The organism is Mesorhizobium sp. CA13, assembly GCF_020165235.1.
Classification (GTDB): domain Bacteria; phylum Pseudomonadota; class Alphaproteobacteria; order Rhizobiales; family Rhizobiaceae; genus Mesorhizobium.
In genome coordinates this window covers 148,943-170,135 of the sequence record NZ_JAIUHS010000009.1, presented here as the reverse complement: position 1 = coordinate 170,135, position 21,193 = coordinate 148,943, and the positions used below count along the sequence as shown (strand labels likewise).

Here is a 21,193-nt window from a genome sequence, read left to right as displayed (position 1 = left end):
AACCACTGAACCGCTCTACGCACTCACGCTCTGCGCCACCGTTCCCAGCGGTCGGCATGAATTGCGGATCATCAGCCGGCCCTTGAGCACCAGCTTGCGCGGCGGCGCGTCGCGATTTCCGGCAAGGCGGTCGAGCAGCAAATTGGCCGCCTGTTCGCCGATCGCCTGCACCGGCTGCGCCACCGTGGTCAGTTGCGGGACAAACACGTCCGACCACGGAAAATCGTCGAAACAGGCGATCGAAACATCTTCCGGGCAGGACAGGCCGATATCGCGGATCGCCTTCATGGTGCCGATCACCATCGGATTGTTGGCGGAGAAGATCGCGCTCGGCCTGTCGTGCAGCGACAACAGCTGCATGGCCGCGTTATAGCCGTCGATCTCATGAAAATTGCCGGAACGCACCAACTCTTCGGCCACCGGCAGGCCGGCTGCCTGAAGCGCTTCGCGATATCCCGCCATGCGATCATGCATCGGTGAGATATCCGATGTTCCGGTGATGTAGCCGATGCGCCGGTGCCCGAGATGGATCAGGTAGGTGATGGCGTCGAACACGGCGCGCTGGTTGTCGAGCACCACGGCATCCGTGTCGACGCCCTCGCAGATGCGGTCAAGCAGGACGACCGGCACGTTGGCGTCGTCGACGATGCGCTTGAGGATTGCCCCATCGCCGACGCGCGCCACGATCAGCCCGTCGACCATGCGGTCGAGCAGCAGCCTGATCTGGTCGTCCTGGGTGTTGAGGTCCTCGTCCGTGCAGCACAGCATGACCGCATAGCCGGCGCGGTCGAAGGCCTGCTGGATGACTGACACGACATCGGTGAAGAACGGATTGGTGATGTGCGGGACAGTCAATCCAATGGTGCGCGTGGTGCCCATTTTCAGGCTGCGGGCGATCGCATTGCGCTTGTAGCCGATATCGCGGATCGCCTGCTCGATGCGCTGGCTGAGCTCCGGGCTGACGGTCGCCGTGCCGTTGATCAGCGCCGAGACCGTGGCGACCGACACGCGCGCCGCTTCGGCCACGTGAAGCATGGTCGGCGCCGTCGATTTTCGCTGCCTTGTCTGCCTTGACCTTGCCATTTCGAAACGTTTCGCCGCTGCTCGATGCATCATACCTACGGAATATCGCGGTTTTTCGCAAGAATTGAAATGAGGCAATCCTGCGTGACCAGATAGAAGCTTGACAGGATCGAAACGTTTAGAATAGCGTTCACGTGTCAGACGACGACGGAAGGGAGGCCGCCTTTGTCATGGAGCAGGGAAATTCCATCGCTCGTGGGGATGTTGCGGCGGCGGACCGTTCGGATGTCGTCCTGAGCGCCGAACGCGTTTCCAAGAGCTTCGGCGGCATTGCCGCCTTGGTCGATGTCGGTTTCGAGCTGCGGCGCGGCGAAGTCCATGCCTTGATGGGTGAGAACGGCGCCGGCAAGTCGACGCTGATGAAAATCCTTTCCGGTGTCTACACGGGTTATGAAGGCACGGTTCGCGTCGACGGCGTGGCCGCGAATTTCGCCGGCGTGCGCGACGCCGAGGCCGCCGGCATTGCCATCATCCACCAGGAGCTCAACCTAGTTCCCGAACTCAGCGTCGCCGACAACATCTTTCTCGGGCGCGAGAAGCTGATCGCCGGGCTGATCGTCGACCGCAAGGCGAGCAGCCGCGCCGCAAGCGCCCTTCTGCAGCGGCTGGGCATCGAGCTCGACCCGGAAGCCCGTGTCGGCACCTTGCGCGTCGGCGAACAGCAACTGGTCGAGATCGCCAAGGCGCTGTCGATGTCGGCGCGCATCCTGATCATGGACGAGCCGACATCGGCGCTTTCTCCAGCCGAATGCCAGAGGCTGTTCCGCATCATCCGCCAGCTTGCCGACAGCGGCGTCGCCATCGTCTACATCTCGCATCGCATCGACGAGGTCATGCACCTGGCGGGCAGGGTCACCGTGTTTCGCGACGGACGCCACGTGCTGACGCGGCCGATGGGCGAGCTCGACGAGAACGCCATCATTTCGGCGATGGTCGGGCGCGATCTGCTGGCCTCCTCGGAAGAGGAGCGCCGTTCCGGCGGCGAAGTCGTGCTTTCCGTCGAGAACCTGTCGCTGACGAAACCCGATGCCCATGGCTGGCGCACCGTGATGGACGGCGTCAACTTCGAACTCGCCGCAGGCGAGATCCTTGGCATCGGCGGGCTGCTGGGTTCAGGCCGCACCGAGATCCTGGAGGCGATCTTCGGCTCGAGCGATGGCCGCACCGGCGGCGAGATCCGGCTCGACGGCTCGCCGGTCGAGATCCGCTCGCCGCGCGATGCCAGGCGCCTCGGCATTGCGCTGGTGACCGAGGATCGCAAGACGCAAGGCCTGCATCTCCAGGCTTCCATTACAGACAACGTCGCATTGCCGCTGGTCGGATCGCTGGCGCGCTTCGGCATCCGTTCGCTGGCCGGCGAACAAGGGCTGGCGCGCCACGCGGTCCGGGCGCTCGGCATACGCTGCGAGGACGTCGACCAGCCAGCCGGCACGCTGTCGGGCGGCAACCAGCAGAAGGTCGTCATCGGCAAATGGCTGGCGACGCGGCCGCGCGTGCTCCTTCTGGACGAACCGACGCGCGGCATCGACGTCGGCGCCAAGCGGGAGATCTACGACCTCATCTTCAAGCTTGCGCGCGACGGGCTGGCGATTGCCGTCATCAGCTCCGAATTGCCGGAACTGCTGCACCTCTCCGACCGCATCCTGGTGATGGCCGATGGCCGCCAGACCGGCATCCTTTCCCGCGATGCGGCGAGCGAGGAGGCCATCATGCGTCTCGCAGCACCGCGCCGCACGATTTCGAGACCAGCCGCATGACCGCCTTGAAACTCCTGTCCCGCACCAAGCTCTATTGGGGCCTGATCGCCATCTTCCTGATCGGCGTGCTGGGTTCGCCGGTCAGCTCCAAGGGCAACAACATCTTCCTGTCCTACGGCAATCTGCTCGACGTGCTGCGCCAGGTGTCGACCACCGGCCTGATCGCCACCGGCATGACCGCGGTGATCATCACCGGCGGCATCGACCTTTCCGTCGGTTCGCTGATGGCCATCTGTTCGGTGGTCTGTGCCATGCTGCTGACGGTTCCGGGCGTGACGCCGGGAGTGGTGCTTGGCGTGCCCACCGTCGCCTTGGTGGCACTCTGTCTCGGCTTCATCGTCACCCGCTTCGTCTTCCTCAATCTCGAAAAGTCGCGCGCCGGCGCCGATGCCTCGCGCGACGCAAGGCTGGACCGCGCCCGCGGCCTGGTCACGCCGGCAATCGTCGGCGTGGTCCTGTGCTGTCTTTCCCTGTGGTACCTGCTGCCGCAGGTCGAGCCCAAATTCGGCGTGCTCGGCGTGCTGCTGGTCGCGCCATGCGTGGGCCTGCTGTTCGGTGCGCTCAACGGCTTCATCATCGTCGCCGGGCGGCTGCAGCCCTTCATCGTAACCCTGGCGATGATGGTGACGGCGTTGGGCATCGCCCGGCTGACCGCCGGCCAGAACAATGCCGTGCTGCCGGTCTATACCGGCTCGAACGCCACCGAGGATTTCGAGCTGCTGCGCTCGATGGTGTTCGGCGTCGTCCCGATGCCCGGCCTGTTCTTCCTCGGCGCCATCCTGATCTATGGCGCGGTGCTGCGCTTCACGCCGTTCGGCCGCTATGTCTACGCCATCGGCGGCAACGAGGAGGCGGCCAGGCTTTCCGGCATCGCCGCCGGCCGGGTCAAGATCGTCACCTACGCCGTTTCGGGCCTGCTCGCCGGCATTGCCGCGGTGCTCTATGTCGCTCAGTACCGGCAAGGCAAGCCCGATGCCGGCGCCGGCCTGGAGCTCGACGCCATCGCCGCCGTGGTCATCGGCGGCACCAGCCTGATGGGTGGGCGAGGCAGCCTCACCGGGACCTTCTGCGGCGTGCTGATCTTCGGGCTGCTGTCCAACATATTGCAGCTCCACAACATCAATTCGAACCTTCAGCTGGTGCTGAAAGGGATGATCATCATCGGCACGGTGCTCGTGCAGGAGCGCAACGCCGGTGATCTCCTAGCCTATCTGCGCCTGCCCGGAACGGCGCACAAGGAAACGGCCGCGGCAAAACGGCCGTCGCAAGAGACCCGGTCTCTCAATCTCGGAGGAAACAAGAAATGAAACGACGTGACACGCTGAAGCTTGCCGCCCTTGGCGCGGCATTGCTGACCACCACCGCGCTGCTCTCCACCGGCCACGCCTTGGCCCAGGACAAGAAGTGGAAGATCGGCTTCTCGCAGGTGACGACCATCGAGCCTTGGCGCGCGCAGTTCAACAAGGACATACTGGCCGAGGCCGCCAAGCATCCCGAGGTCGAGCTGATCATCACCGACGGCGAGGACAAGACCGAGAAGCAGGTCGCCGATGTCGAGAACCTGATCCGCCAGGAGGTCGATGCGCTCTTGGTGTCGCCGAAGGAATCGGCCGGCCTGACCGGCGTCGTGCAGCAGGCGATCGACGCCAAGATCCCGGTCTTCGTGCTCGACCGCAATGTCGACACCAAGGACTACACCCAGTTCGTCGGCGGCGACAACAAGCTGATCGGCCGCGCGGCCGGCGAATATGCCGTCGAGCTGCTCGGCGGCAAGGGCAAGGCGGCGGGCAATGTCGTCGAGATCTGGGGCGGCATGGGCACCCAGCCGGCGCATGACCGCCATGACGGCTTCCATGAGTTCACCGACAAGGAGCCGGGCATCAAGTACCTGCTCGACCAGCAGTCGGGCGACTGGAAGCAGGACCAGGCCTATAATCTGATGGCCAACGCGCTGAAGAGCAACGAGAAGATCGATCTCGTCTACGGCCACAACGACCCGATGGCCTACGGCGCCTATCTCGCCGCCAAGGATGTCGGCCGCGAGAAGGACATCAAGTTCATCGGCATCGACGGCCTGCCGAACGAAGGCGTGCAGATGGTGAACAAGGGCGAACTGACGGCGACCTTCACCTATGTCACCCCGGGCGCCGAGGGCCTTCGGCAGGCGATCAAGTTCCTCAACGGCGAGAAGGTCGAAAAGACCATCACCTTGCCGACGCAGAAGATCACCAAGGAAAACGCCGCCCAAGTGCTGAAGGACAACGGCCTGTGAGTTTTCGCCGGAGATAAGCGTCGGCCCAAGGTCCAGGTCTTCGGCCCTTCCTCTCCCCCGTCGATCGGGGGAGAGGCGTCGAGCGCAGCTCGACGGAGTGGGGGTCGACGCGTGGCGCGCGCCCTGGCCCCTTTCAATATCCGTCGGCGGCGGGCCAGATGGTTCCCGTCCGGAGGGAGAGGAAAGGACCTCGCCGCCGGCCCTACGCCAATTTCGCCAGAAGCTTCATGAAGGTGGCGATCTCCTTGGCCGTGAGCGGGGCCAAGGTTTCCTCCGTAATCTCGCGCGCCAGCGGGATCAGGCGTTCGATCGCCTCGCGCCCTTCGGCGGTCAAATTGACCAGCAGCCGCCTCTTGTCGCCCTCGTGCTTGGAGAGCTCGACGAGGCCGCGCGCCTTCAGCCGGTCGATGACGCCCTTGACCGTCGCCGCATCCATGGCGATCAGCGTGCCGAGCTGGTTCTGCGAAGTCTCGCCGACATCGCGCAGCTTGGCCAGTGCCGCGAATTGCGGCGGCGTCAGGTCGCCGATACGCGCGGCGAAGATCGAGACGTGGCGCTGGTGCGCCTTGCGCAGGATGAAGCCGACCTGCTCCTGCAGGTGGTAGTCCTGATCGTCGGCCTCTTCGGCCTCGACCAGCTTGAGCAGATTGTCCTCGCCGCTCACCGCAGCCCGTCCCAGGCCTTGATGTCGTCGGCCGCGAGCCCACCCATGCGATTGTGGATGCGCGGGCCGCAGGTCATGGCGAGGCAGAACAGGATCTCGTCGGAACGCGGGCCGTCGCTGACGCCGACTTCCATGGCGTCGAAATGGCTGCGCACATAGGCGGCGTTGATGTGGCCGAGCGGCACGTCCAGCCGCGAACCGAACGCGCCGACCTTTTTCGCCGACGGCACGATCGCCTTGGCGTCGCCGAGCCGCTCGCGCATCGCGTAGCCGCCCGGCACATGCCAAAGCGCGCCATGCTCGAGTTCACCCGATGTGCCGACGATGGCGCCTTTGCCATAACCGTCGATCTGCTTCACGTCGCAACCCAATGCCGCGATCAGCCGGTCGGCCAGCGTCAGCCCGAGCGGCTTCAGATCGTCCATGGCGCTTTGCAACTCCTCGACATAGCGCCCGGCGAACGGGTTCTTGACGACGGCGAGAGCGGCAGCGCGACGGCGCGGCACCTTGGCCACCGGCCCGCCCTCATGAAAGATCTCTTCGGTCACAACCGCGATCTTGCGGACCGGAAACTCAGGCATGGGCAACTTCCTCCAGTTCGTGCTTGTTGGGCGCAGCGAGTGCAACGGAGCCGCTGATGCGGGCCTCGCCACCGAGAAACAGCGCCGATCCGGCAATTAGGCCGCGCCGGCGAAAATCTTCGGCGACGGCAAGGCCATTGTCCAGTGCGCGCGCCACCTCGCCAGGGGCAAGCGGACCGACGCCTTGCGTCACCAGCCGCGAGCCCAGATCGCTGTCGGGCGACAGGTCGAGTGCGGGAATGCGCTTGATCGCAGGATTGCCGGGCAGATCCACTGCGTTGGCAATGAGCGTCGCCGCCGCATCGGCTTCGGCGCCGGTCCGCGCCAGCACGGTGACGGCGTCTGCAATGCCCAAGGAAAACGAACGGCCGCGCCAGCCGCTGGTGGCGACACCGCGCACCCCATCTTCCGCGCGGATCGTGATCCGGTCGTCCATGCCGTTGCCGGTGCCGGCAATGATCAGGCCGATCGATGTGCCCTTGGCAAGATGGAGGGCGCTATCGCCACCATTGTTGACATAGGCGCGATCGAGCTTGCGACCGACGAGCAGCGCGGCAAGCACTTCGTCGGCTACCGATCCGGCAACAGCAGCCATCGGTGTGATGAAGCATTCCGCCAAGGGCATGACGGCTGCTTCCATGCGGCGCGCCGTCGGGCCGGCGAAGCTGCGCGGCGCCAGGAAAAATGCCGGGAGGCGCAATTCGGGAAGCTCCTCGACCAACTCAGTCAGGATCGTCTGGAAACGCGCGACGGCCTGCGCGTAGGCGGCGCGACGCTCATCCGCCTCGCCGAAGACCTCGACGACCAGGTCGATCGGCCCGTGGTTGAGGTGCAGCCGCTTGCCGTCCTGCAGCCAATGCGCCTGCGGGCCGGGCATCGCTTGCGAGCCTGACATCATCCGGCTCCGTTCGACGCGGCGCGCCTTAACTGCGCCAGCGGCGGCCATGGGTTGCGGGCCGGCGCACCGTCGCCCCGGCGCGCGTTCAGATACTCGCCACCCTTGGCGATGACGTCCTCGACGCTGCGGATCTCGGCCTCGTAACCGCCGAGCCGGACATAATCGTCGCGGCGCAGCGTGAATTCGATCGGCGCCACCAGCGCCGGCGTCGGCACGTAGCCGAAGGCGCCTTCCGGCACACGCATCACATCCACCATCAGCGTGATGCCGCCGCCCGGCCAGACATAGACCGGCGCACCGCCGACCGTCACATAGGTGGTCAGGCCCTGCACAGAACGCGTCAGGTTGACGGGATTCTCGGTGACGCCGGCGCGCAGCGAGCCGCCGGCGCCGCCGATGAACAGCACGGTGCACCGCGCCGGTTCGCAATTGTCCTCGATCAGTCCCACGGATTTCTGCAACCGCTCGGGAAAAGGTTTTTCGACCGGCTTCAACTGGTCGTCGAGCTCGTAATAGGCGAACTGTTCGCCGGTGGTCGAAACCATCAGCAGCGACAGGCCCGGCCGCGCGCCCTTCTTGGCGTTCCATTCGCCCAGGATCGACAGCGGGTCGGATATGCTGGTGCCGCCCCAGCCGAGGCCAGGCTCGGACACCTTGAAATAGCGTCCGGGGGTCGAGCGGCGGCCGATGATCTTTATCCCCGTGTCCTGCCAGCCCAGCACCTTGCCGGCCTGATGCTCCGAGACGACGCCGGTGATGTGATCGTCGACCACCACCACCTCGTCGACCAGCCCGCGCCATTGAGTGGCGAACATGCCGATGGTCGCCGAGCCGCAGCCGACCCGCATGCGGTGCTCCTGCTTGCCGTCGATCACAGGCGGTTTGCCGGCTTCGACGATGACGGTCGCGCCGCCGTCGATGGTCAGTTCAACCGGCTTGCGGTTGCACAAATCGAGCAGCGCATCGCAGGTGGCGCGGCCTTCAGCCTTGGAGCCACCGGTCAGATGATGCACACCGCCCAGCGACAACATCTGCGAGCCATATTCGCCCGTCGTGACATGGCCGATCGCCTCGCTTTGCGATCGTACGACAGCCGTTTCGGGTCCGATATGACGGTCGGTGTCGATCTTCACCTTGACGCCGCAATAGGAGAAGATGCCTTCGGTGACCACGGTGACGAGATCGACGCCCTCGACCTGCTGGCTGACGATGAAGGGCGCCGGCTTGTAGTCGGGATAGGTGGTTCCGGCGCCGATCGCCGTGACGAAGCGGCGGCCGGTGTTGACCAGTTCGCCGTCCCAGGCCTCGCCCTCTGCGACGAAGGGCACGACAGCGCCGCCGATCTCGGCGGTATGATCTAGAATGGTCAGCGGGTCCATGCGCACGATCCGGCCGCCGGCATTACCGTAGCGGTCGCAAGCGCCGGTGCGGCCATCGGCGATGTAGCACATGACAGGGCAGGCATCGCAGCGGATCTTCTCCGCCACCAGCTTCTCGCCGGGATCATGGGTTTCGAAGCGTTCGGCAAGCTCGCTCATCTGCGTGCCTCCTTCTCGCGGATGGCGGCGCGGATGCGAGTCGGCGTCGCCGGAACTTTGGTGATCGCAATACCGGTCGCATGGCGGATGGCATTGAGGATCGCCGGCGCCGTCGGAATCAGCACATGTTCACCCAGGCCCTTGGCCCCGAATGGCCCTTCCGGGTCTGGCACCTCGATCAATATCGTCTCGATCGGCGGCACGTCGCCGATGGTCGGAATGAGATAATCGTGTAAATTCTCTGTGCGGCCGGGAATATACTCTTCCATCAGCGCCATGCCGATGCCTTGCGCGATGCCGCCCTCGATCTGGCCCTCGACCAGCAGCGGGTTGATCGCCTTGCCGACGTCATGCGCGGCGGTGATCTTGACCAGCTTGATCGTGCCGAGCTTGAGGTCGACCTCAAGCTCGGCGATCTGCGCGCCGTAACCATAGACCGCATAGGGCTTGCCCTGGCCCTTGGCGTCGAGCGGCAAGGTCGGCGGATCGTAGGTCTCCTCGGCGCGGAAGACGAAGCCGTCTCCATCCTCATCGAGCGAGCCGAGATCGATGCGGCGGGTCGCCTCGCCCTCGCGGATGACGATCGCCGGGCCGTCGAGTTGAAGCGACGCCTTTTGCGAGACATTGGCAAAACGCAGGATCTCATCGCGCAAGGCACGGCCGGCCTTCTCGGCCGCCCTGCCGGTGACGAAGGTCTGGCGCGACGCCGAGGTCTTGCCGGCATCGGGAGTGATCGCGGTATCGGCGCCCTTGAGCCGGAATTTTTCCAATGGCAGGCCGAGAGCGTCGGCGCAGATCTGCGTGATGACGGTGTTGGAGCCCTGGCCGATGTCGACGGCGCCCTGGTGCAGGATGATCTCGCCTGACGCCGCAATGCCAACCCGGATGGTCGACGGATTGGGCAGCGAGGTGTTGCCGCAGCCATACCAGCAGGAGGCGATGCCGACGCCGCGCTTTTTATCCGCGCTGGCACTGTTGAAGGCATCCGCGTCAGCCGTTGCACGCAACCAATGCGGCCGCAGGGCATCGAGGCACTCGGCAATGCCGACGCCGGACTCCAGAAGCTGTCCTGTAACCGTTTCGGAGCCGTTCCGAAGGCAGTTTTTCAAGCGAAAATCGAGTCGGTCAATCCCGAGCTTATCGGCCAGCTCGTCATACAGCGTCTCCTGCATGATTGTCGCCTGCGGCACGCCGAAGCCGCGAAAGGCGCCGGAAATCGGCCCATTTGTATGGATGGCGCGCCCCTCGGCGCGGTAGTTCGGCGTCGCATAGGGACCGGAGGCATGCACCGGCACGCGGTTGGCCACTGTCGGTCCCCAGCTGGCATAGGCGCCGGTGTTGAAATCGCCCGAAAAAATCATGCCGGTGACATGACCCCCGGCATCGGCGCCTATGGTCGCTTGCATCTGCGCCGGATGGCGCTTGGTGGTCGACATCATCGATTCGTTGCGCGTGTAGGCAAGTGCGGCCGGCCGCCCGGTCCTCATCGCCGCCAGGCCGATCAGAGGTTGCAGCGAAACGTCGAGTTTGGAACCGAAGCCGCCGCCGGTCGCGGTCGGCACGATGCGCACCTTGTCGACGGGCAGGCCCAGCACCTTCGCCGTCTCGTCGCGGTCCATATAGGGTGCCTGCGTGCAGGCGACGATGACCAGCGTGTCGCCATCCATATAGGCATGGCCGGCTTCCGGCTCGATATACGCATGCTCGACATAGGACGTCTCGATCGCGCCGGTCACCGTGACGGCGGCATCGCCAAGCGCCGCCTCGGGATCGCCGCGTTCGACGAAGCCCTTGGTCAGAAGATTTCCTGGACGGTTCGCATGGATCAGTGCCGCGCCTTCGGCCCGTGCTTCGCAAGGCTGCGACAGGTGCGGCAATTCGGTCCAGCGGATCGGGAAATCCGACAAATCCAGATCGAGCATCGCCTCGCGCTCGCCGGCCACCACGGCCACCGCCTCGCCGCGAAACCGCGCGCTGCCTTCGGCGAGAGCCGGCTGGTCGGCGAACGGACCGATGACGCCGAAACAGTTCTTTCCCGGGATATCGGCCGCCGTGAAGACGCCGGCGATGCGGGGATGCGCTTTTGCCCAGCCATCGAGGTCGCCGAAGGCGAAGCTGGCATGGTAGTGCGGCGAGCGGACCACCAGCACGGAAAGCGCATCGGCGGGGAAGGAATCGCCGCCGAATTTCTCACCGCCCGTTACCTTCGGCACGCCATCGAGCCGGATCGGGGAGGAGCCAATGGCGTGGCCGGACCGAGGCAGACGGTAATCCAGACTTGCAGCCTGGACGGAGGCCTCCATCACCGCCGCGACGATCTTGCGGTATCCGGTGCAGCGGCACAAAACACCGCCCAGCGCGTCCTGCACCTCGATCTCGCTCGGGCTGGCTTTCTTCTCCAGCAGGGCCGTCGCGGCCACCAGCAGGCCCGGCGTGCAGATGCCGCACTGCGCCGCGCCATGCGCCAGGAAGGAGGCCTGTAGTGCCGACAGCCGACCATTGGCGAGCCCTTCGACCGTCGTTACCGACGTCCCGGCGACCGACGCCGCCGGCATCAGGCAGGCGCAGACCGGATCGCCATCGACCAGCACCGTGCACGCGCCGCAGTCGCCGGCGTCGCAGCCGACTTTGGTGCCCGTCAGAAGCAATTCGTCGCGCAGCACCAAGGACAGCCGGCGCAGCGGTGGCACGTTGACCGAGACCGCGGCGCCATTGACCGCGAAGGCGATCTCGGCGCGCGCCAGGCTGGGCTGACCTGCGTCACCGTCGGATAGGGTTCCGCGGGATCGACCCAGGCTGATGTCAGGCTGAGCTTTGTTCATGCCGCCACCCTGTCGCCGCTCACCGGCCCGGCAGCCGCAAGCACGGCGCGGGCAGTGATCTCGCGCGCCGCGTCCTGCCGGTACTCGGCGCTGCCGCGCACGTCGCCGATCGGCGACAACTCGTCCATCGGCGCGGCCAGCACCGCGGCGGCCAGCCCATGATCCGCCGCCAGTCCGCGCAGGGCCGCCTCGACCCCGCCGAGCCGCTTTGCGACAGCCGAGCAGGAACCGACGGCGACCGCCGCTTGCGTGACGACGCCGTCCTGCACCATCAGGCGTGCCGCCGCCATGGCGATGGAGATGACGAGATAGCGCCGCGCGCCGAGCTTGACGAAAGCCGACATACCCGTGCCGGCCGTTTTCGGCACGCGGATGGCGATGACCATCTCGCCGGGCCGCAGGTCCGTGCGGCGATTGCCGAGGATGAATTCCCCGAGCGGCAGGTAGCGCACCGCCTGCGCCGAGCGCAGTTCGATCTCGGCGTCGAGTACCAGCAGCGCCGGCACGCCATCCGCGGCCGGCGAAGCGTTGCAGAGGTTGCCGGCGATCGAGGCGACATTCTGGATCTGAACGGAACCGACCTCCCGCGCGGCCGCCTTCAGCGCATCGAAGGCCGGCGGCAAGGGGTGGCGAACGATGTCGGTCCAGCTGGTGCGCGCGCCGATCCGCCAATGCGTTTCGGTCTCCGCGATGCCGCGCAGGGCCGCCAGCCCGTTGATGTCGAGCACATTGTCGCGGAAAGGCTTGCTGCCTTGCGCCGGGTAGAAGTCGGTGCCGCCGGCAAGGATGCGCCACGAAGCTTCGCCAAGCAGGGCGAGCGCCTCGTCGACCGTGGTGGGTTTCGCGTAACGGATCACGCTTTGCCTTCCCAGAAAAAGGGCCTTTCCGAGGGAACCTGCCGGCGTTCGGGCCGGCTCGAATTCATTCGTATGCAAATGATATCAAGTCGGCGGAAATTGTCAAAGCCGGAGTTTGCCGGGCACCTCGTCTGGAGGCCGGTGCCGCGCATTTGTTCTGCGCAAGATCAAGGCGTCGCAGCACCCTTTACGCGTGAGGGCGTGCGCGCGACGCTGTAATGGTTGACGCGGCCCGCCATCTGGTCAAGTTTCTCCGTCCGGTCGCGCCAGCGGCTTTCTTTCGCCGGGATCCCCCTGGGAGCCCGTGCCCGAGACCGACAGGAAGGAAACCCCCATGGCCGACGAAGCGCTTGTCGTCATCGACCTGCAGAACGATTTTTGCCCTGGCGGCGCGCTGGCGGTGGCCGGCGGCGACGAGATCGTGCCGCTGGTCAACGACCTGATCCGCCGAACCGACCACGTCGTGCTGACGCAGGACTGGCACCCCGCCGGTCATTCGAGTTTTGCCTCCAGCCACCTGGGCGCCCAGCCTTTCGAAACCATCGAGATGCCCTACGGGCAGCAGACGCTGTGGCCGGACCATTGCATCCAGGGCAGCCTCGGCTCGGATTTTCACTCGGGTCTTGCCTGGACCAAGGCAGAGCTCGTCATCCGCAAGGGATTTCGGCCTGGTATCGACAGCTATTCGGCCTTCTTCGAGAACGACCACACGACGCCGACCGGTCTTGCCGGTTATCTCAGGGAGCGCGGCATCGACACGCTGACCCTGGTCGGCCTGGCGACCGACTTCTGTGTCGCCTTCTCGGCGCTCGACGCGGTCAAACAAGGGTTCAGGACCACGGTCAGGCTCGATGCCTGCCGCGGCATCGATCTCAACGGTTCGGTCGAGACGATGCTGGCGAGGATGCGCCAAGCAGGCGTGACGCTCGAAGACCACGCGGCGGACTAATTGCATCGTGGGGGAAAAGAGGGGGTCCATCCGGGTAGCGACAGCTTTGACGGCAAGCGCCGTGGCGGCTGTCGCGATGCTGTTTCCAGAAACGGTCTTCGCCGCGGAGGAGCACGGCCTGCCAGGCCGGACGATGTCGCTGTGGTGGGCGCTGCCCTTTGCCGGCCTGTTGCTGTCGATCGCCACCGGACCGCTGCTTTTCCACCATGTCTGGGAGCATCACTACGGCAAGATAACAGCGCTTTGGGCGGCTCTCGTGGTGGTGCCGCTCGCATCGGCCTTCGGCACGACGCTGGCAACGGAAGCGGTGCTGCATGCGCTGCTCACCGAATACATGTCGTTCATCATTCTCCTGTTCGCGCTGTTCACCATTTCGGGCGGCATTCTCGTGGCCGGCAACATCCACGGCACGCCGCTGGTCAATGCCGGGCTGCTGCTCATCGGCGCCCTGCTCGCCTCCGTCATCGGCACCACCGGCGCCTCGATGATCCTGATCCGGCCGCTCATCCGCGCCAACGACAACCGGCCGTTCAACGCCCATGTCGTCATCTTCTTCATCTTCCTGGTGTCCAACATCGGCGGTTCGCTGACGCCGCTCGGCGACCCGCCGCTGTTCGTCGGCTTCCTGCGCGGCGTCGATTTCTTCTGGACCACCGCCAACCTCTGGCGCGAGACCCTGTTCGTCGGCGGCGTCGTGCTCGCCGTCTTCCTGGTGATCGACATGACGCTGCATCGCCGCGAAAGGGGCGCGCCAAAGATCAAGGACCCGACGCCGGACACGAAGGTGCGCATCCGCGGCCTGCCCAACCTGCCGCTGCTTGCCGGCGTGATCGGCGCGATCCTGCTTTCCGCCACCTGGAAGCCCGGCATCGGTCTTTCCATCCAGGGGGTGGACCTCGAGCTGCAGAACCTTGTGCGCGACGCCGTCATCCTGGCGCTTGCCTTCGTCTCGCTGGCCGTCTCGCGCAAGGAGTATCGCGAGGCCAACGGCTTCAACTGGGGTCCGATCGCGGAAGTGGCGAAACTGTTCGCCGGCATCTTCATCTGCATCGTGCCGGTGGTCGCCATCCTGAGGGCCGGCCATGAAGGCGCGCTGGCGCCGCTGGTCGCGCTCGTCACGTCGGCGCAGGGCATGCCCAACGATCTCGCCTATTTCTGGCTGACCGGAGCGCTGTCGTCCTTCCTCGACAATGCGCCGACCTACCTGGTGTTCTTCGAGCTCGCCGGCGGCGCTCCCCGGCATCTGATGACGGAGCTCGCTTCGACCTTGGCGGCGATCTCGGCGGGCGCGGTGTTCATGGGCGCCAACACCTATATCGGCAACGCGCCGAACTTCATGGTCTACGCCATAGCCCGGCATCGCGGCGTGAACATGCCGGGTTTCTTCGGCTACATGGCATGGTCGGGCGCGGTGCTGATCCCGACGTTTTTAATCGCCGGGTTTTTGTTCTTTGGATAAGCCCACGATGGCGCCAGGCGGGTCGACGCGGAACGGCTACTAGGGGAGGTAGTGCTCAGCCTACGCCGACATAGCGCCTGACCGCCGACGGGTCGGCGCGCAACGCCTCGACATCGACCGTCTCGCGGTTGCGGCCGTTCTCGATGAAGGCGACGCGGTCGGCGACCGACAGCACGGCGTCGACCCGCTGCTCCACCAGGATGGTGGAAACGCCCAGTTCGCGCAGCTTCGCCACCGTCTCGCGGATTTTTGCGATCATCGACGGCATCAGCCCTTCGGTCGGCTCATCGAGCAGCAGCACCTGGGGCTCCAGGCAGAGCGCACGCGCCATGGCCAGCATCTGCTGCTCGCCGCCGGACAAGGTGCCGGAGCGCTGCCGCAGCCGCTGGCGCAGCAATGGAAAAAGGTCGAGCACGTTTTCCCGTACGGCCTTGCCCTTGCCGCGCGCCATCAGCCCGATCTCGATGTTCTCCGCCACCGTCATGTCGGCGAACAGCCGCCTGCCCTGAGGGACATAGGCGACGCCGGCCTTCGGTACCTCATGGGCGGCCAAGCCGGTCAATTCCTGGCCGGCGAGTTTGATCGAACCGGCGCTGGCCGGGACAAGGCCCATGATCGCCTTCAGTGTCGTCGTCTTGCCGGCGCCGTTGCGGCCGAACAGGCACAGCACCTCGCCCTTGTTCAGCACCAGGTCGAGGCCGTAGAGCACCTGGACCTCGCCATAGAAACAGTCCAGCCCCGAGATGGTGAGCGCTTCGGAGTTTGCCGCGATCATGGGGCCGTCCCCAGATAGGCTTCCTGCACCGCCGCGTTTTCGCGGATCGCCTCGGGTGTGCCTTCGGCCAGGATCTTGCCGGCGTTGAAGACGGTGATGCGGTCGGCCAGTTGCATGACGACGGGCATGTTGTGCTCGATCAGCAGCACCGTGGCGCTGTCGGCGATGTCGCGCACGAGTGCGATGAAATTGTCGATCTCGCTGTCGGCCAGCCCCTGCGTCGGCTCGTCGAGGATCAGCAGGCGCGGTTTCAGCGCCAGGCCCATCGCCACCTCCAGCAGCCGCTGGTGGCCATAGGACAACTGCCCGGCCGGCATATGGGTGCGGTCGGCCAGGCCGGTGCGTTCGAGCGCCGACATGACGCCTGCCTTGATCGCGCCCTTCGAAAGGCCGTCGCTCAGCGTGAGCTGCACCGGCAGCGCGACATTGTCGTAGACGCTGAGATTGGCGAAGACGCTGGTGATCTGGAAGGTGTAGGCGATGCCGCGGCGCACCCTGGCATAGGCCGGCAGGCCGGTAATGTCGGCGCCGTCGAAGATGATCGCCCCCGAAGACGGCTGGATGCGGCCGCTGATCAGGCTGACGAAGGTGGTCTTCCCAGCCCCATTGGGCCCGATCACGGCGCGGATCTCGCCCGGCACCACCGTGAAATCGACATTGTCGACGGCGCGCAGGCCGCCGAAATTGCGCGACAGGCCCTTGGTGGTCAAAAGAGGCGTCATGGCAGCCACCCGAGCCAGCGCTGGCGGGTGGTGCCGAGAATGCCTTTCGGGAAAAACAGCACCAGCAGGATCAGCGCCACGCCGACGATCAGCAGATAGGCGGAGGTGAAGCCGCTGGTGACGTCGATGACATAGTACATGAACAACGTGCCGATCAGCGGCCCGAGCGTTGTGGCGGCGCCGCCGAGCAGCACCCAGAGCAGCGGCAGGATCGAGTACTGTATCGAGGCGAAGCTCGATCCGACATAGCCGAACAGCAGCGCATAGGCGGCGCCCGACGCCGCGCAGATCGCGCCGGAGACGACCACGGCCACGAGCTTGTTGGAGAAGGTGTCGTAGCCCAGCATCTTTGTCCGCTCCTCGTTCTCGCGGATGGCGACCAGCACGCGGCCGTATCGGGAGCGGACGACGGCCAGCGTGATCAGAAGCACGAACGAGAACAGCCCCAGCGCGCTCATATAGCGCACCGTCGGATTGGTGAGATCGAGCGAGGTCGCGCCGAAATTCAGGACACGTGCCGGCTGCGGCACCACCATGCCCTGATCGCCGCCGGTCCACGCGGCAAAATAAAGGATGAGGAGGTAGAAGATCTGCGCGAACATCATGGTGACGATCATGAAGGCGACACCCGTGGTGCGCAGCGCCAGCAGCCCGATCACCAGTGCCAGCACCGCGCCGCAGGCGATGCCGCTCAACAAGGCCGCCGGTACGCTCCAGCCAAGCTGGATGACGCCGAGGCCGGCGCCGTAGAGGCCGGCGGCAAAGAACATGGCATGGCCGAGGCTGAGCAGCCCGACATAGCCGAACAGCATGTTGTAGCCCATGGCGAACACCGCCAGCACCATGATGCGGGCGACGAGGCCGTGATGATAATCCGGCAGCACGAAGCTCAGGACAAAAAGCAGCGCGATGACGCCGAGATGCAAGCCATAGGCTTTTGCCGGCGAGGCCTCGCTCATCGCGTCGCCGTCCCGAACAGGCCTTGCGGCCGGAACACGAGCACCATGGCGACCAGCAGCGTGGCGATGATCTTGGCCAGCGTCGGCGAGAAGAACATCGAGATGATGCCGTCCGACAGGCCGATCAGCACGGCGGCGATGACGGTTCCGCGCAGCGAGCCGAGACCGCCGATGATGACGACGATGAAGGAAAGCAGCAGCGGATCCTGCCCCATCAGATAATGCGCCTGGCTGATCGGCACGATCAGAACCGCGGCGATCGCCGCCAGCATGGCGCCGAGCGCGAAGACGCCGCCATAGACTCGGTCGACCGGGATGCCGAAGGCCTGCGCCGTCTCGCTGTCATACTGCGTGGCGCGCATGACAAGGCCGACCCTGGTGCGGGTCAGCACCAGCCATGTGATGACGAGCAGAAGGACGGACGCCGCGATAACAGACAGCTTGTAGCCGGAATACCCGAACCACGGCAGAAGGATGCGGTAGCTGAAGGGCGGCTCTACCGGGCGCGCTTCCGGCCCGTAGAAGGTCAGCGCCAGCTGCTGGATGATGTAGAGCATGCCGATGGTAGCGACGATGGTGGCTTCCGGATTGTAGTTCAGCCGGCGCAGCACCAACCGCTCGGCGACCAGCGCAATGGCGCCGACGATCAGCGGTGCAATGATGAGCGCCGCCAGGAAACCGAACGCCGGATGGCCGCCGATCGCAGTCGTGATCGCCCAGGCCAGCACGGCTCCCAGCATGAAGAACTCGCCATGCGCGACATTGACGACGCGCATGACGCCGAACACCAGCGACAGCCCAAGCGCCGTCAGCGCCAGCACGGCGGATGTAACGAGGCCTTCTAGGGCGGCGAGGAGGAGGTGGGGTCCGAAGTGCATGGGCTAAATACCCAAGGCAGGCGCGAGGCGGCGCCTCGCACTCACGCTCGCTGGAGAAGCCAACCTAGAGCGCCTGCGTCGTGTAATCCCCTTCCGGCTCGTAAAGCCCGTCCTCGATCTTGGTCTTGTGCACGACCTTGAGCTTGCCGCCTTCGACCTTGGAGATGTTCTGGATGCCGAAGCACTGGTGGATCTTGCCGTTGAAGGTCTTTGGCCCCTGCGGATGCTCGGGCCCTTCGGCGAATTCGGTCAATGCCTCGGTCGCCTCGACCAGCTTGGCCCGGTCCTCCGGGCCCTTGTAGCCGGCATCCTCCATCGCCTTTTTGACGACGTAGAGCGTCTCCCAGCAGCCGAACATATGCGCGGCGGTGGAGACATCCTTGGGGTCGCCGACGGCCGCGCCATTGTCGTCGATGCCGACGGCGGCACGATAGGCCTTCTGCGCCTCGGAATCGTTGGCCTGGGCGTAACGCGGCGAGCCTTCCCAGAAATGACTGCCGTCCAGGAATTCGAGCCCGGGGCTGTTGATGTCGACGGCTTCGAGCGAATCGATGAAGCCGAACAGCTGCGGCCGGTTGGAGCCGTAGAACTCGCCGAGCTCCTTGACGAAGGTGAGCACGGCCGGGCCGACCATGACATGGTAGATCACCTCGGTCTCGGCCGGGATCTGGGGGAAATATTTGGTGAAGGAGCTCTCCGTCGGCGGGATGGCGATCTGCGCGATGACCTCTGCGCCCTGCGCCTTCAACGCCGGCGGGAGGTAGTCGCGGTGGTCGTAGCCGAAAGCGAAATCGGGGAAGATCTGCGTCACCTTCTTGCCGGCATTGGCCGCGATCCACGGCGCCATCGACTGGATCTGGCTCTTCACATCGGTGATGCCGGGCTGGAAGACATAGCGGTTGAGCTTGGTCGAGGCGACATGGTGGCCTTCGCTGACGACGAAATAGGGCATCTTGGCTTCGCCGGCGGCGGGCGCCGAGCCGATGACGACATGCGAGAACAAAGTGCCGAAGACGATGTCGGTCTTGTGCTGGGTGGCGAACTTGCCGACCACCTCGGCGCCCCGGCCGGGATCGGTGCCGTCATCCTCGATGATGACTTCGACCGGCCGGCCATTGATGCCGCCGGCGGCGTTGATCGCCTTGACCGCAGCGGCCGTGGTCTTCTCATACCAGCGGCCATAGGCGGCGCCGATGCCGGTTCGGTGCGACTGGAAGCCGATCTTGATCGGGGCGGAGCTTTGCGCCTGGGAGTAGCGGACGAAACCGGGCGCGACGGCCAGGCCGGCTCCGGCGGCCAGCCCTTTCAGCGCCGTGCGGCGGGTGAGACCGGCCTTGGAGAGATCGAAAAACACTTTCTTGTCAGTCACGGCAGTTCCCCTGTTTTTGAGTTTTGACCTATGGCTGGAACGTAGCAGGCCGCCTCCTGCGGACGGCCGAAATTGCATGTGTACAAACTAAATCACCAAAGTCCGGACACGGCAATGCCGTTTCCCCGGGAGGATCCCGGTTTATTTCCGCCACGACTATCCAACGGTCGGCGTGGCGAGCAGCCAGAGGCCGAAGACGGTGTAGGCGATCATCAGCAAGGTGAGCGGAAACTGGCTGAGCACGGCGCGGGCGGGAACCGGATGCAGGCGCGCGGCGAAGCCGTGGGCGACGAGCACGGCAAGCAGGTGACCGAGAATGATGGCGCCGGCCTGGATGTTCCACAGCCACCATGCCGAGCCCGCGCCGGCGGCGATCCCTGCCTCGATCTGCATGTCGGCGGTGCCGAAAACGTTCCAGCCGAGCGCGAACGGATCGGAAAGTGCTGCAAGCGCATATTGGCCGTCGACCAGCAGCGCCGTCAGGTAGTGCGCGACATGGTAGGCGAGCGCGATCGGCACGATCGACCAGACCAGTAGTCCCGCCGCCTTGCCAAGCCTGTGGCCGCCGCCGGCGAGGGCCTGGCCGACCGCCACCGCAAGCAGGAAGACGGCCGCAAGCAACGCGAATGTCAGGACGAGGCCGAAACTGCCGCTGCCGATCACCGCCGTGCGGCCTGGGAATTCCAGCGGATTGATGCCGAACAGGCCCAGCCAGAAGAAGGTCTTCGACAGGCCGTCATAGGAAACCGAGGACAGGGCGAGCAGCAGGAAGGCTACGCCGCTTGCCGGCAAAGGCGCGGCGGTCAGCAGCTTGGCGCCCGGCCAGCATAGCGCAAGCCGGCCGCGCTCGTCGCGCACGACAGGCGCGAAGCGTGCCACCATCGAGAAGAAGACGGTGAGGAACTCGCCGCCGCGAGCCCACGCCCCATAACCGAACAACAGCATCGCCAGCAAGGTGAACAACCAGTAGAGGCCGGCGGCCCAGGCCAGCCGTGTCGGATCGTCGGGCGCCGGATCGATGAGCTCGAACCAGGCAAAGGCGAAGAACAGGACAACAGCCGGCCAGCAGCCGAGCCATGGTGGAAGGCGCCAGGCCGCTTCACCGCCTCGGCCGGCCAGGCGCGACAGGAGACGCACCGGGCCGTACCAGGGATTGAGCCAAGACCAGAGATCGCCGAGGAAACCTTGCAGCAGCGTGAAGCCAGCCCACAGCAGTGTCCAGATCACCAAAGGCAGCGGGTTGGAGAGCGGATCGCGGCTGCCGAGAAAGCCGGCGGCGATGAGAGAGGCAAAGCCGGCAAAAGATATCAGGCTGAGGGCGGCACGCGCACCGTCACCCAGTGTGAACAGCGGCAGGCGCCGCCGCCAGAAGCGACCGAGCTGATCCGCCGGCAGCAGCGCCAGCACGAGGAAACTGGCAGCCACGGCGAAAGCGCCGCCGACCAGATAGTAGCCGGTCGGCAGAAGCAGGACATGGCCCCGGTCGGAGGCGTGCGCGAAGGCGGGGGTTGGGAGGGATAGCGCCGAGGCCGCAAGGCAAACGAGCAGAATTTGCGAGAGACAGCACTTTACGGCGCCCCCCTCTGTCCTGCCGGACATGTCCGGCAGGA

Annotated in this window: 18 protein-coding genes; 5 read left to right on the top strand and 13 right to left on the bottom strand. The window is 65.5% G+C overall.

Going from position 1 to position 21,193, the window contains the following annotated elements; translation table 11 throughout:
• Window positions 1–15: 15 nt before the first annotated feature.
• Complete coding sequence (locus LB566_RS20750; RefSeq protein WP_224626451.1) at window positions 16–1,035, bottom strand: LacI family DNA-binding transcriptional regulator; 1,020 nt, start codon at window positions 1,033–1,035, stop codon at window positions 16–18.
• A 218-nt stretch (window positions 1,036–1,253) separates the two neighbouring features.
• Between LB566_RS20750 and LB566_RS20745 the strand changes: the two genes are divergently transcribed.
• Genes LB566_RS20745 through LB566_RS20735 form a run of 3 tightly spaced genes read left to right on the top strand, consistent with a single transcriptional unit; the run spans window position 1,254 to window position 5,112 of the window.
• On the top strand, window positions 1,254–2,840 hold the full coding sequence (locus LB566_RS20745) for a sugar ABC transporter ATP-binding protein (protein WP_224626698.1): 1,587 nt from the start codon (window positions 1,254–1,256) through the stop codon (window positions 2,838–2,840).
• Window positions 2,837–4,147, top strand: coding sequence for an ABC transporter permease (locus LB566_RS20740; protein WP_224626448.1), 1,311 nt, complete (start codon window positions 2,837–2,839; stop codon window positions 4,145–4,147). Before LB566_RS20745 ends, LB566_RS20740 begins: the two co-directional genes overlap by 4 nt.
• A complete protein-coding gene (locus tag LB566_RS20735; RefSeq protein ID WP_224626446.1) occupies window positions 4,144–5,112 on the top strand; it encodes a substrate-binding domain-containing protein in 969 nt (322 codons plus the stop codon). Before LB566_RS20740 ends, LB566_RS20735 begins: the two co-directional genes overlap by 4 nt.
• 202 nt (window positions 5,113–5,314) lie before the next feature.
• Here LB566_RS20735 and LB566_RS20730 read toward each other — a convergent pair whose 3' ends face one another.
• From LB566_RS20730 to LB566_RS20705, 6 genes are read right to left on the bottom strand one after another with little or no spacing between them, the layout of a single operon-like run.
• Window positions 5,315–5,776: a MarR family winged helix-turn-helix transcriptional regulator gene (locus tag LB566_RS20730; protein WP_224626443.1), complete on the bottom strand. Its 462-nt coding sequence runs from the start codon at window positions 5,774–5,776 to the stop codon at window positions 5,315–5,317.
• Window positions 5,773–6,357 (bottom strand): amino acid synthesis family protein, encoded by a 585-nt coding sequence (locus LB566_RS20725; protein WP_224626439.1) that lies wholly within the window; start codon window positions 6,355–6,357, stop codon window positions 5,773–5,775. The genes LB566_RS20730 and LB566_RS20725 overlap by 4 nt, the downstream gene beginning before the upstream one ends.
• Window positions 6,350–7,234 (bottom strand): UPF0280 family protein, encoded by an 885-nt coding sequence (locus LB566_RS20720; RefSeq protein WP_224626695.1) that lies wholly within the window; start codon window positions 7,232–7,234, stop codon window positions 6,350–6,352. Before LB566_RS20720 ends, LB566_RS20725 begins: the two co-directional genes overlap by 8 nt.
• Window positions 7,235–7,251: 17 nt before the next feature.
• The gene (locus LB566_RS20715) at window positions 7,252–8,793 is read right to left on the bottom strand and encodes a 6-hydroxynicotinate reductase (protein ID WP_224626436.1); all 1,542 of its coding nucleotides are present in this window, start codon (window positions 8,791–8,793) and stop codon (window positions 7,252–7,254) included.
• Window positions 8,790–11,615 carry a molybdopterin-dependent oxidoreductase gene (locus tag LB566_RS20710; RefSeq protein WP_224626433.1) on the bottom strand — a complete coding sequence of 942 codons (2,826 nt, stop codon included), beginning with the start codon at window positions 11,613–11,615 and terminating at the stop codon, window positions 8,790–8,792. The genes LB566_RS20715 and LB566_RS20710 overlap by 4 nt, the downstream gene beginning before the upstream one ends.
• Window positions 11,612–12,472 carry an FAD binding domain-containing protein gene (locus LB566_RS20705; protein WP_224626418.1) on the bottom strand — a complete coding sequence of 287 codons (861 nt, stop codon included), beginning with the start codon at window positions 12,470–12,472 and terminating at the stop codon, window positions 11,612–11,614. Before LB566_RS20705 ends, LB566_RS20710 begins: the two co-directional genes overlap by 4 nt.
• Window positions 12,473–12,806: 334 nt before the next feature.
• Between LB566_RS20705 and pncA the strand changes: the two genes are divergently transcribed.
• Window positions 12,807–13,421 carry a bifunctional nicotinamidase/pyrazinamidase gene (gene pncA / locus LB566_RS20700; protein ID WP_224626414.1) on the top strand — a complete coding sequence of 205 codons (615 nt, stop codon included), beginning with the start codon at window positions 12,807–12,809 and terminating at the stop codon, window positions 13,419–13,421.
• Window positions 13,422–13,497: 76 nt separating this feature from the next.
• On the top strand, window positions 13,498–14,880 hold the full coding sequence (locus LB566_RS20695; RefSeq protein ID WP_224626397.1) for a sodium:proton antiporter: 1,383 nt from the start codon (window positions 13,498–13,500) through the stop codon (window positions 14,878–14,880).
• Between the two features lie 55 nt (window positions 14,881–14,935).
• Here the strand turns inward: LB566_RS20695 and LB566_RS20690 are convergent, their stop codons facing one another.
• The 6 genes from LB566_RS20690 to LB566_RS20665 form a co-directional block, all read right to left on the bottom strand.
• Entirely contained in the window at window positions 14,936–15,655 is a 720-nt protein-coding gene (locus tag LB566_RS20690; protein WP_140551602.1) for an ABC transporter ATP-binding protein, read from the bottom strand.
• On the bottom strand, window positions 15,652–16,377 hold the full coding sequence (locus LB566_RS20685) for an ABC transporter ATP-binding protein (RefSeq protein WP_224626394.1): 726 nt from the start codon (window positions 16,375–16,377) through the stop codon (window positions 15,652–15,654). The genes LB566_RS20690 and LB566_RS20685 overlap by 4 nt, the downstream gene beginning before the upstream one ends.
• The gene (locus LB566_RS20680) at window positions 16,374–17,336 is read right to left on the bottom strand and encodes a branched-chain amino acid ABC transporter permease (RefSeq protein ID WP_224626391.1); all 963 of its coding nucleotides are present in this window, start codon (window positions 17,334–17,336) and stop codon (window positions 16,374–16,376) included. Before LB566_RS20680 ends, LB566_RS20685 begins: the two co-directional genes overlap by 4 nt.
• Entirely contained in the window at window positions 17,333–18,214 is an 882-nt protein-coding gene (locus LB566_RS20675; RefSeq protein ID WP_224626387.1) for a branched-chain amino acid ABC transporter permease, read from the bottom strand. The genes LB566_RS20680 and LB566_RS20675 overlap by 4 nt, the downstream gene beginning before the upstream one ends.
• A 64-nt stretch (window positions 18,215–18,278) precedes the next feature.
• Window positions 18,279–19,583, bottom strand: a complete 1,305-nt coding sequence (locus tag LB566_RS20670) for an ABC transporter substrate-binding protein (RefSeq protein WP_224626385.1) — start codon at window positions 19,581–19,583, stop codon at window positions 18,279–18,281.
• Window positions 19,584–19,739: 156 nt separating this feature from the next.
• Window positions 19,740–21,182 (bottom strand): hypothetical protein, encoded by a 1,443-nt coding sequence (locus tag LB566_RS20665; protein WP_224626692.1) that lies wholly within the window; start codon window positions 21,180–21,182, stop codon window positions 19,740–19,742.
• Window positions 21,183–21,193 lie beyond the last annotated feature (11 nt).

What these genes read in the sequence shown, in the direction of transcription:
- LB566_RS20740 (WP_224626448.1), top strand. Translation starts at nt 2,837, where the DNA reads ATGACCGCCTTGAAACTCCTGTCCCGCACCAAGCTCTATTGGGGCCTG.
- LB566_RS20680 (WP_224626391.1), bottom strand. Translation starts at nt 17,336, where the DNA reads ATGAGCGAGGCCTCGCCGGCAAAAGCCTATGGCTTGCATCTCGGCGTC.
- LB566_RS20715 (WP_224626436.1), bottom strand. Translation starts at nt 8,793, where the DNA reads ATGAGCGAGCTTGCCGAACGCTTCGAAACCCATGATCCCGGCGAGAAG.
- LB566_RS20725 (WP_224626439.1), bottom strand. Translation starts at nt 6,357, where the DNA reads ATGCCTGAGTTTCCGGTCCGCAAGATCGCGGTTGTGACCGAAGAGATC.
- LB566_RS20710 (WP_224626433.1), bottom strand. Translation starts at nt 11,615, where the DNA reads ATGAACAAAGCTCAGCCTGACATCAGCCTGGGTCGATCCCGCGGAACC.
- LB566_RS20685 (WP_224626394.1), bottom strand. Translation starts at nt 16,377, where the DNA reads ATGACGCCTCTTTTGACCACCAAGGGCCTGTCGCGCAATTTCGGCGGC.
- LB566_RS20675 (WP_224626387.1), bottom strand. Translation starts at nt 18,214, where the DNA reads ATGCACTTCGGACCCCACCTCCTCCTCGCCGCCCTAGAAGGCCTCGTT.
- LB566_RS20745 (WP_224626698.1), top strand. Translation starts at nt 1,254, where the DNA reads ATGGAGCAGGGAAATTCCATCGCTCGTGGGGATGTTGCGGCGGCGGAC.
- LB566_RS20750 (WP_224626451.1), bottom strand. Translation starts at nt 1,035, where the DNA reads ATGCTTCACGTGGCCGAAGCGGCGCGCGTGTCGGTCGCCACGGTCTCG.
- pncA (WP_224626414.1), top strand. Translation starts at nt 12,807, where the DNA reads ATGGCCGACGAAGCGCTTGTCGTCATCGACCTGCAGAACGATTTTTGC.
- LB566_RS20695 (WP_224626397.1), top strand. Translation starts at nt 13,498, where the DNA reads ATGCTGTTTCCAGAAACGGTCTTCGCCGCGGAGGAGCACGGCCTGCCA.
- LB566_RS20690 (WP_140551602.1), bottom strand. Translation starts at nt 15,655, where the DNA reads ATGATCGCGGCAAACTCCGAAGCGCTCACCATCTCGGGGCTGGACTGT.
- LB566_RS20665 (WP_224626692.1), bottom strand. Translation starts at nt 21,182, where the DNA reads ATGTCCGGCAGGACAGAGGGGGGCGCCGTAAAGTGCTGTCTCTCGCAA.
- LB566_RS20720 (WP_224626695.1), bottom strand. Translation starts at nt 7,234, where the DNA reads ATGCCCGGCCCGCAGGCGCATTGGCTGCAGGACGGCAAGCGGCTGCAC.
- LB566_RS20735 (WP_224626446.1), top strand. Translation starts at nt 4,144, where the DNA reads ATGAAACGACGTGACACGCTGAAGCTTGCCGCCCTTGGCGCGGCATTG.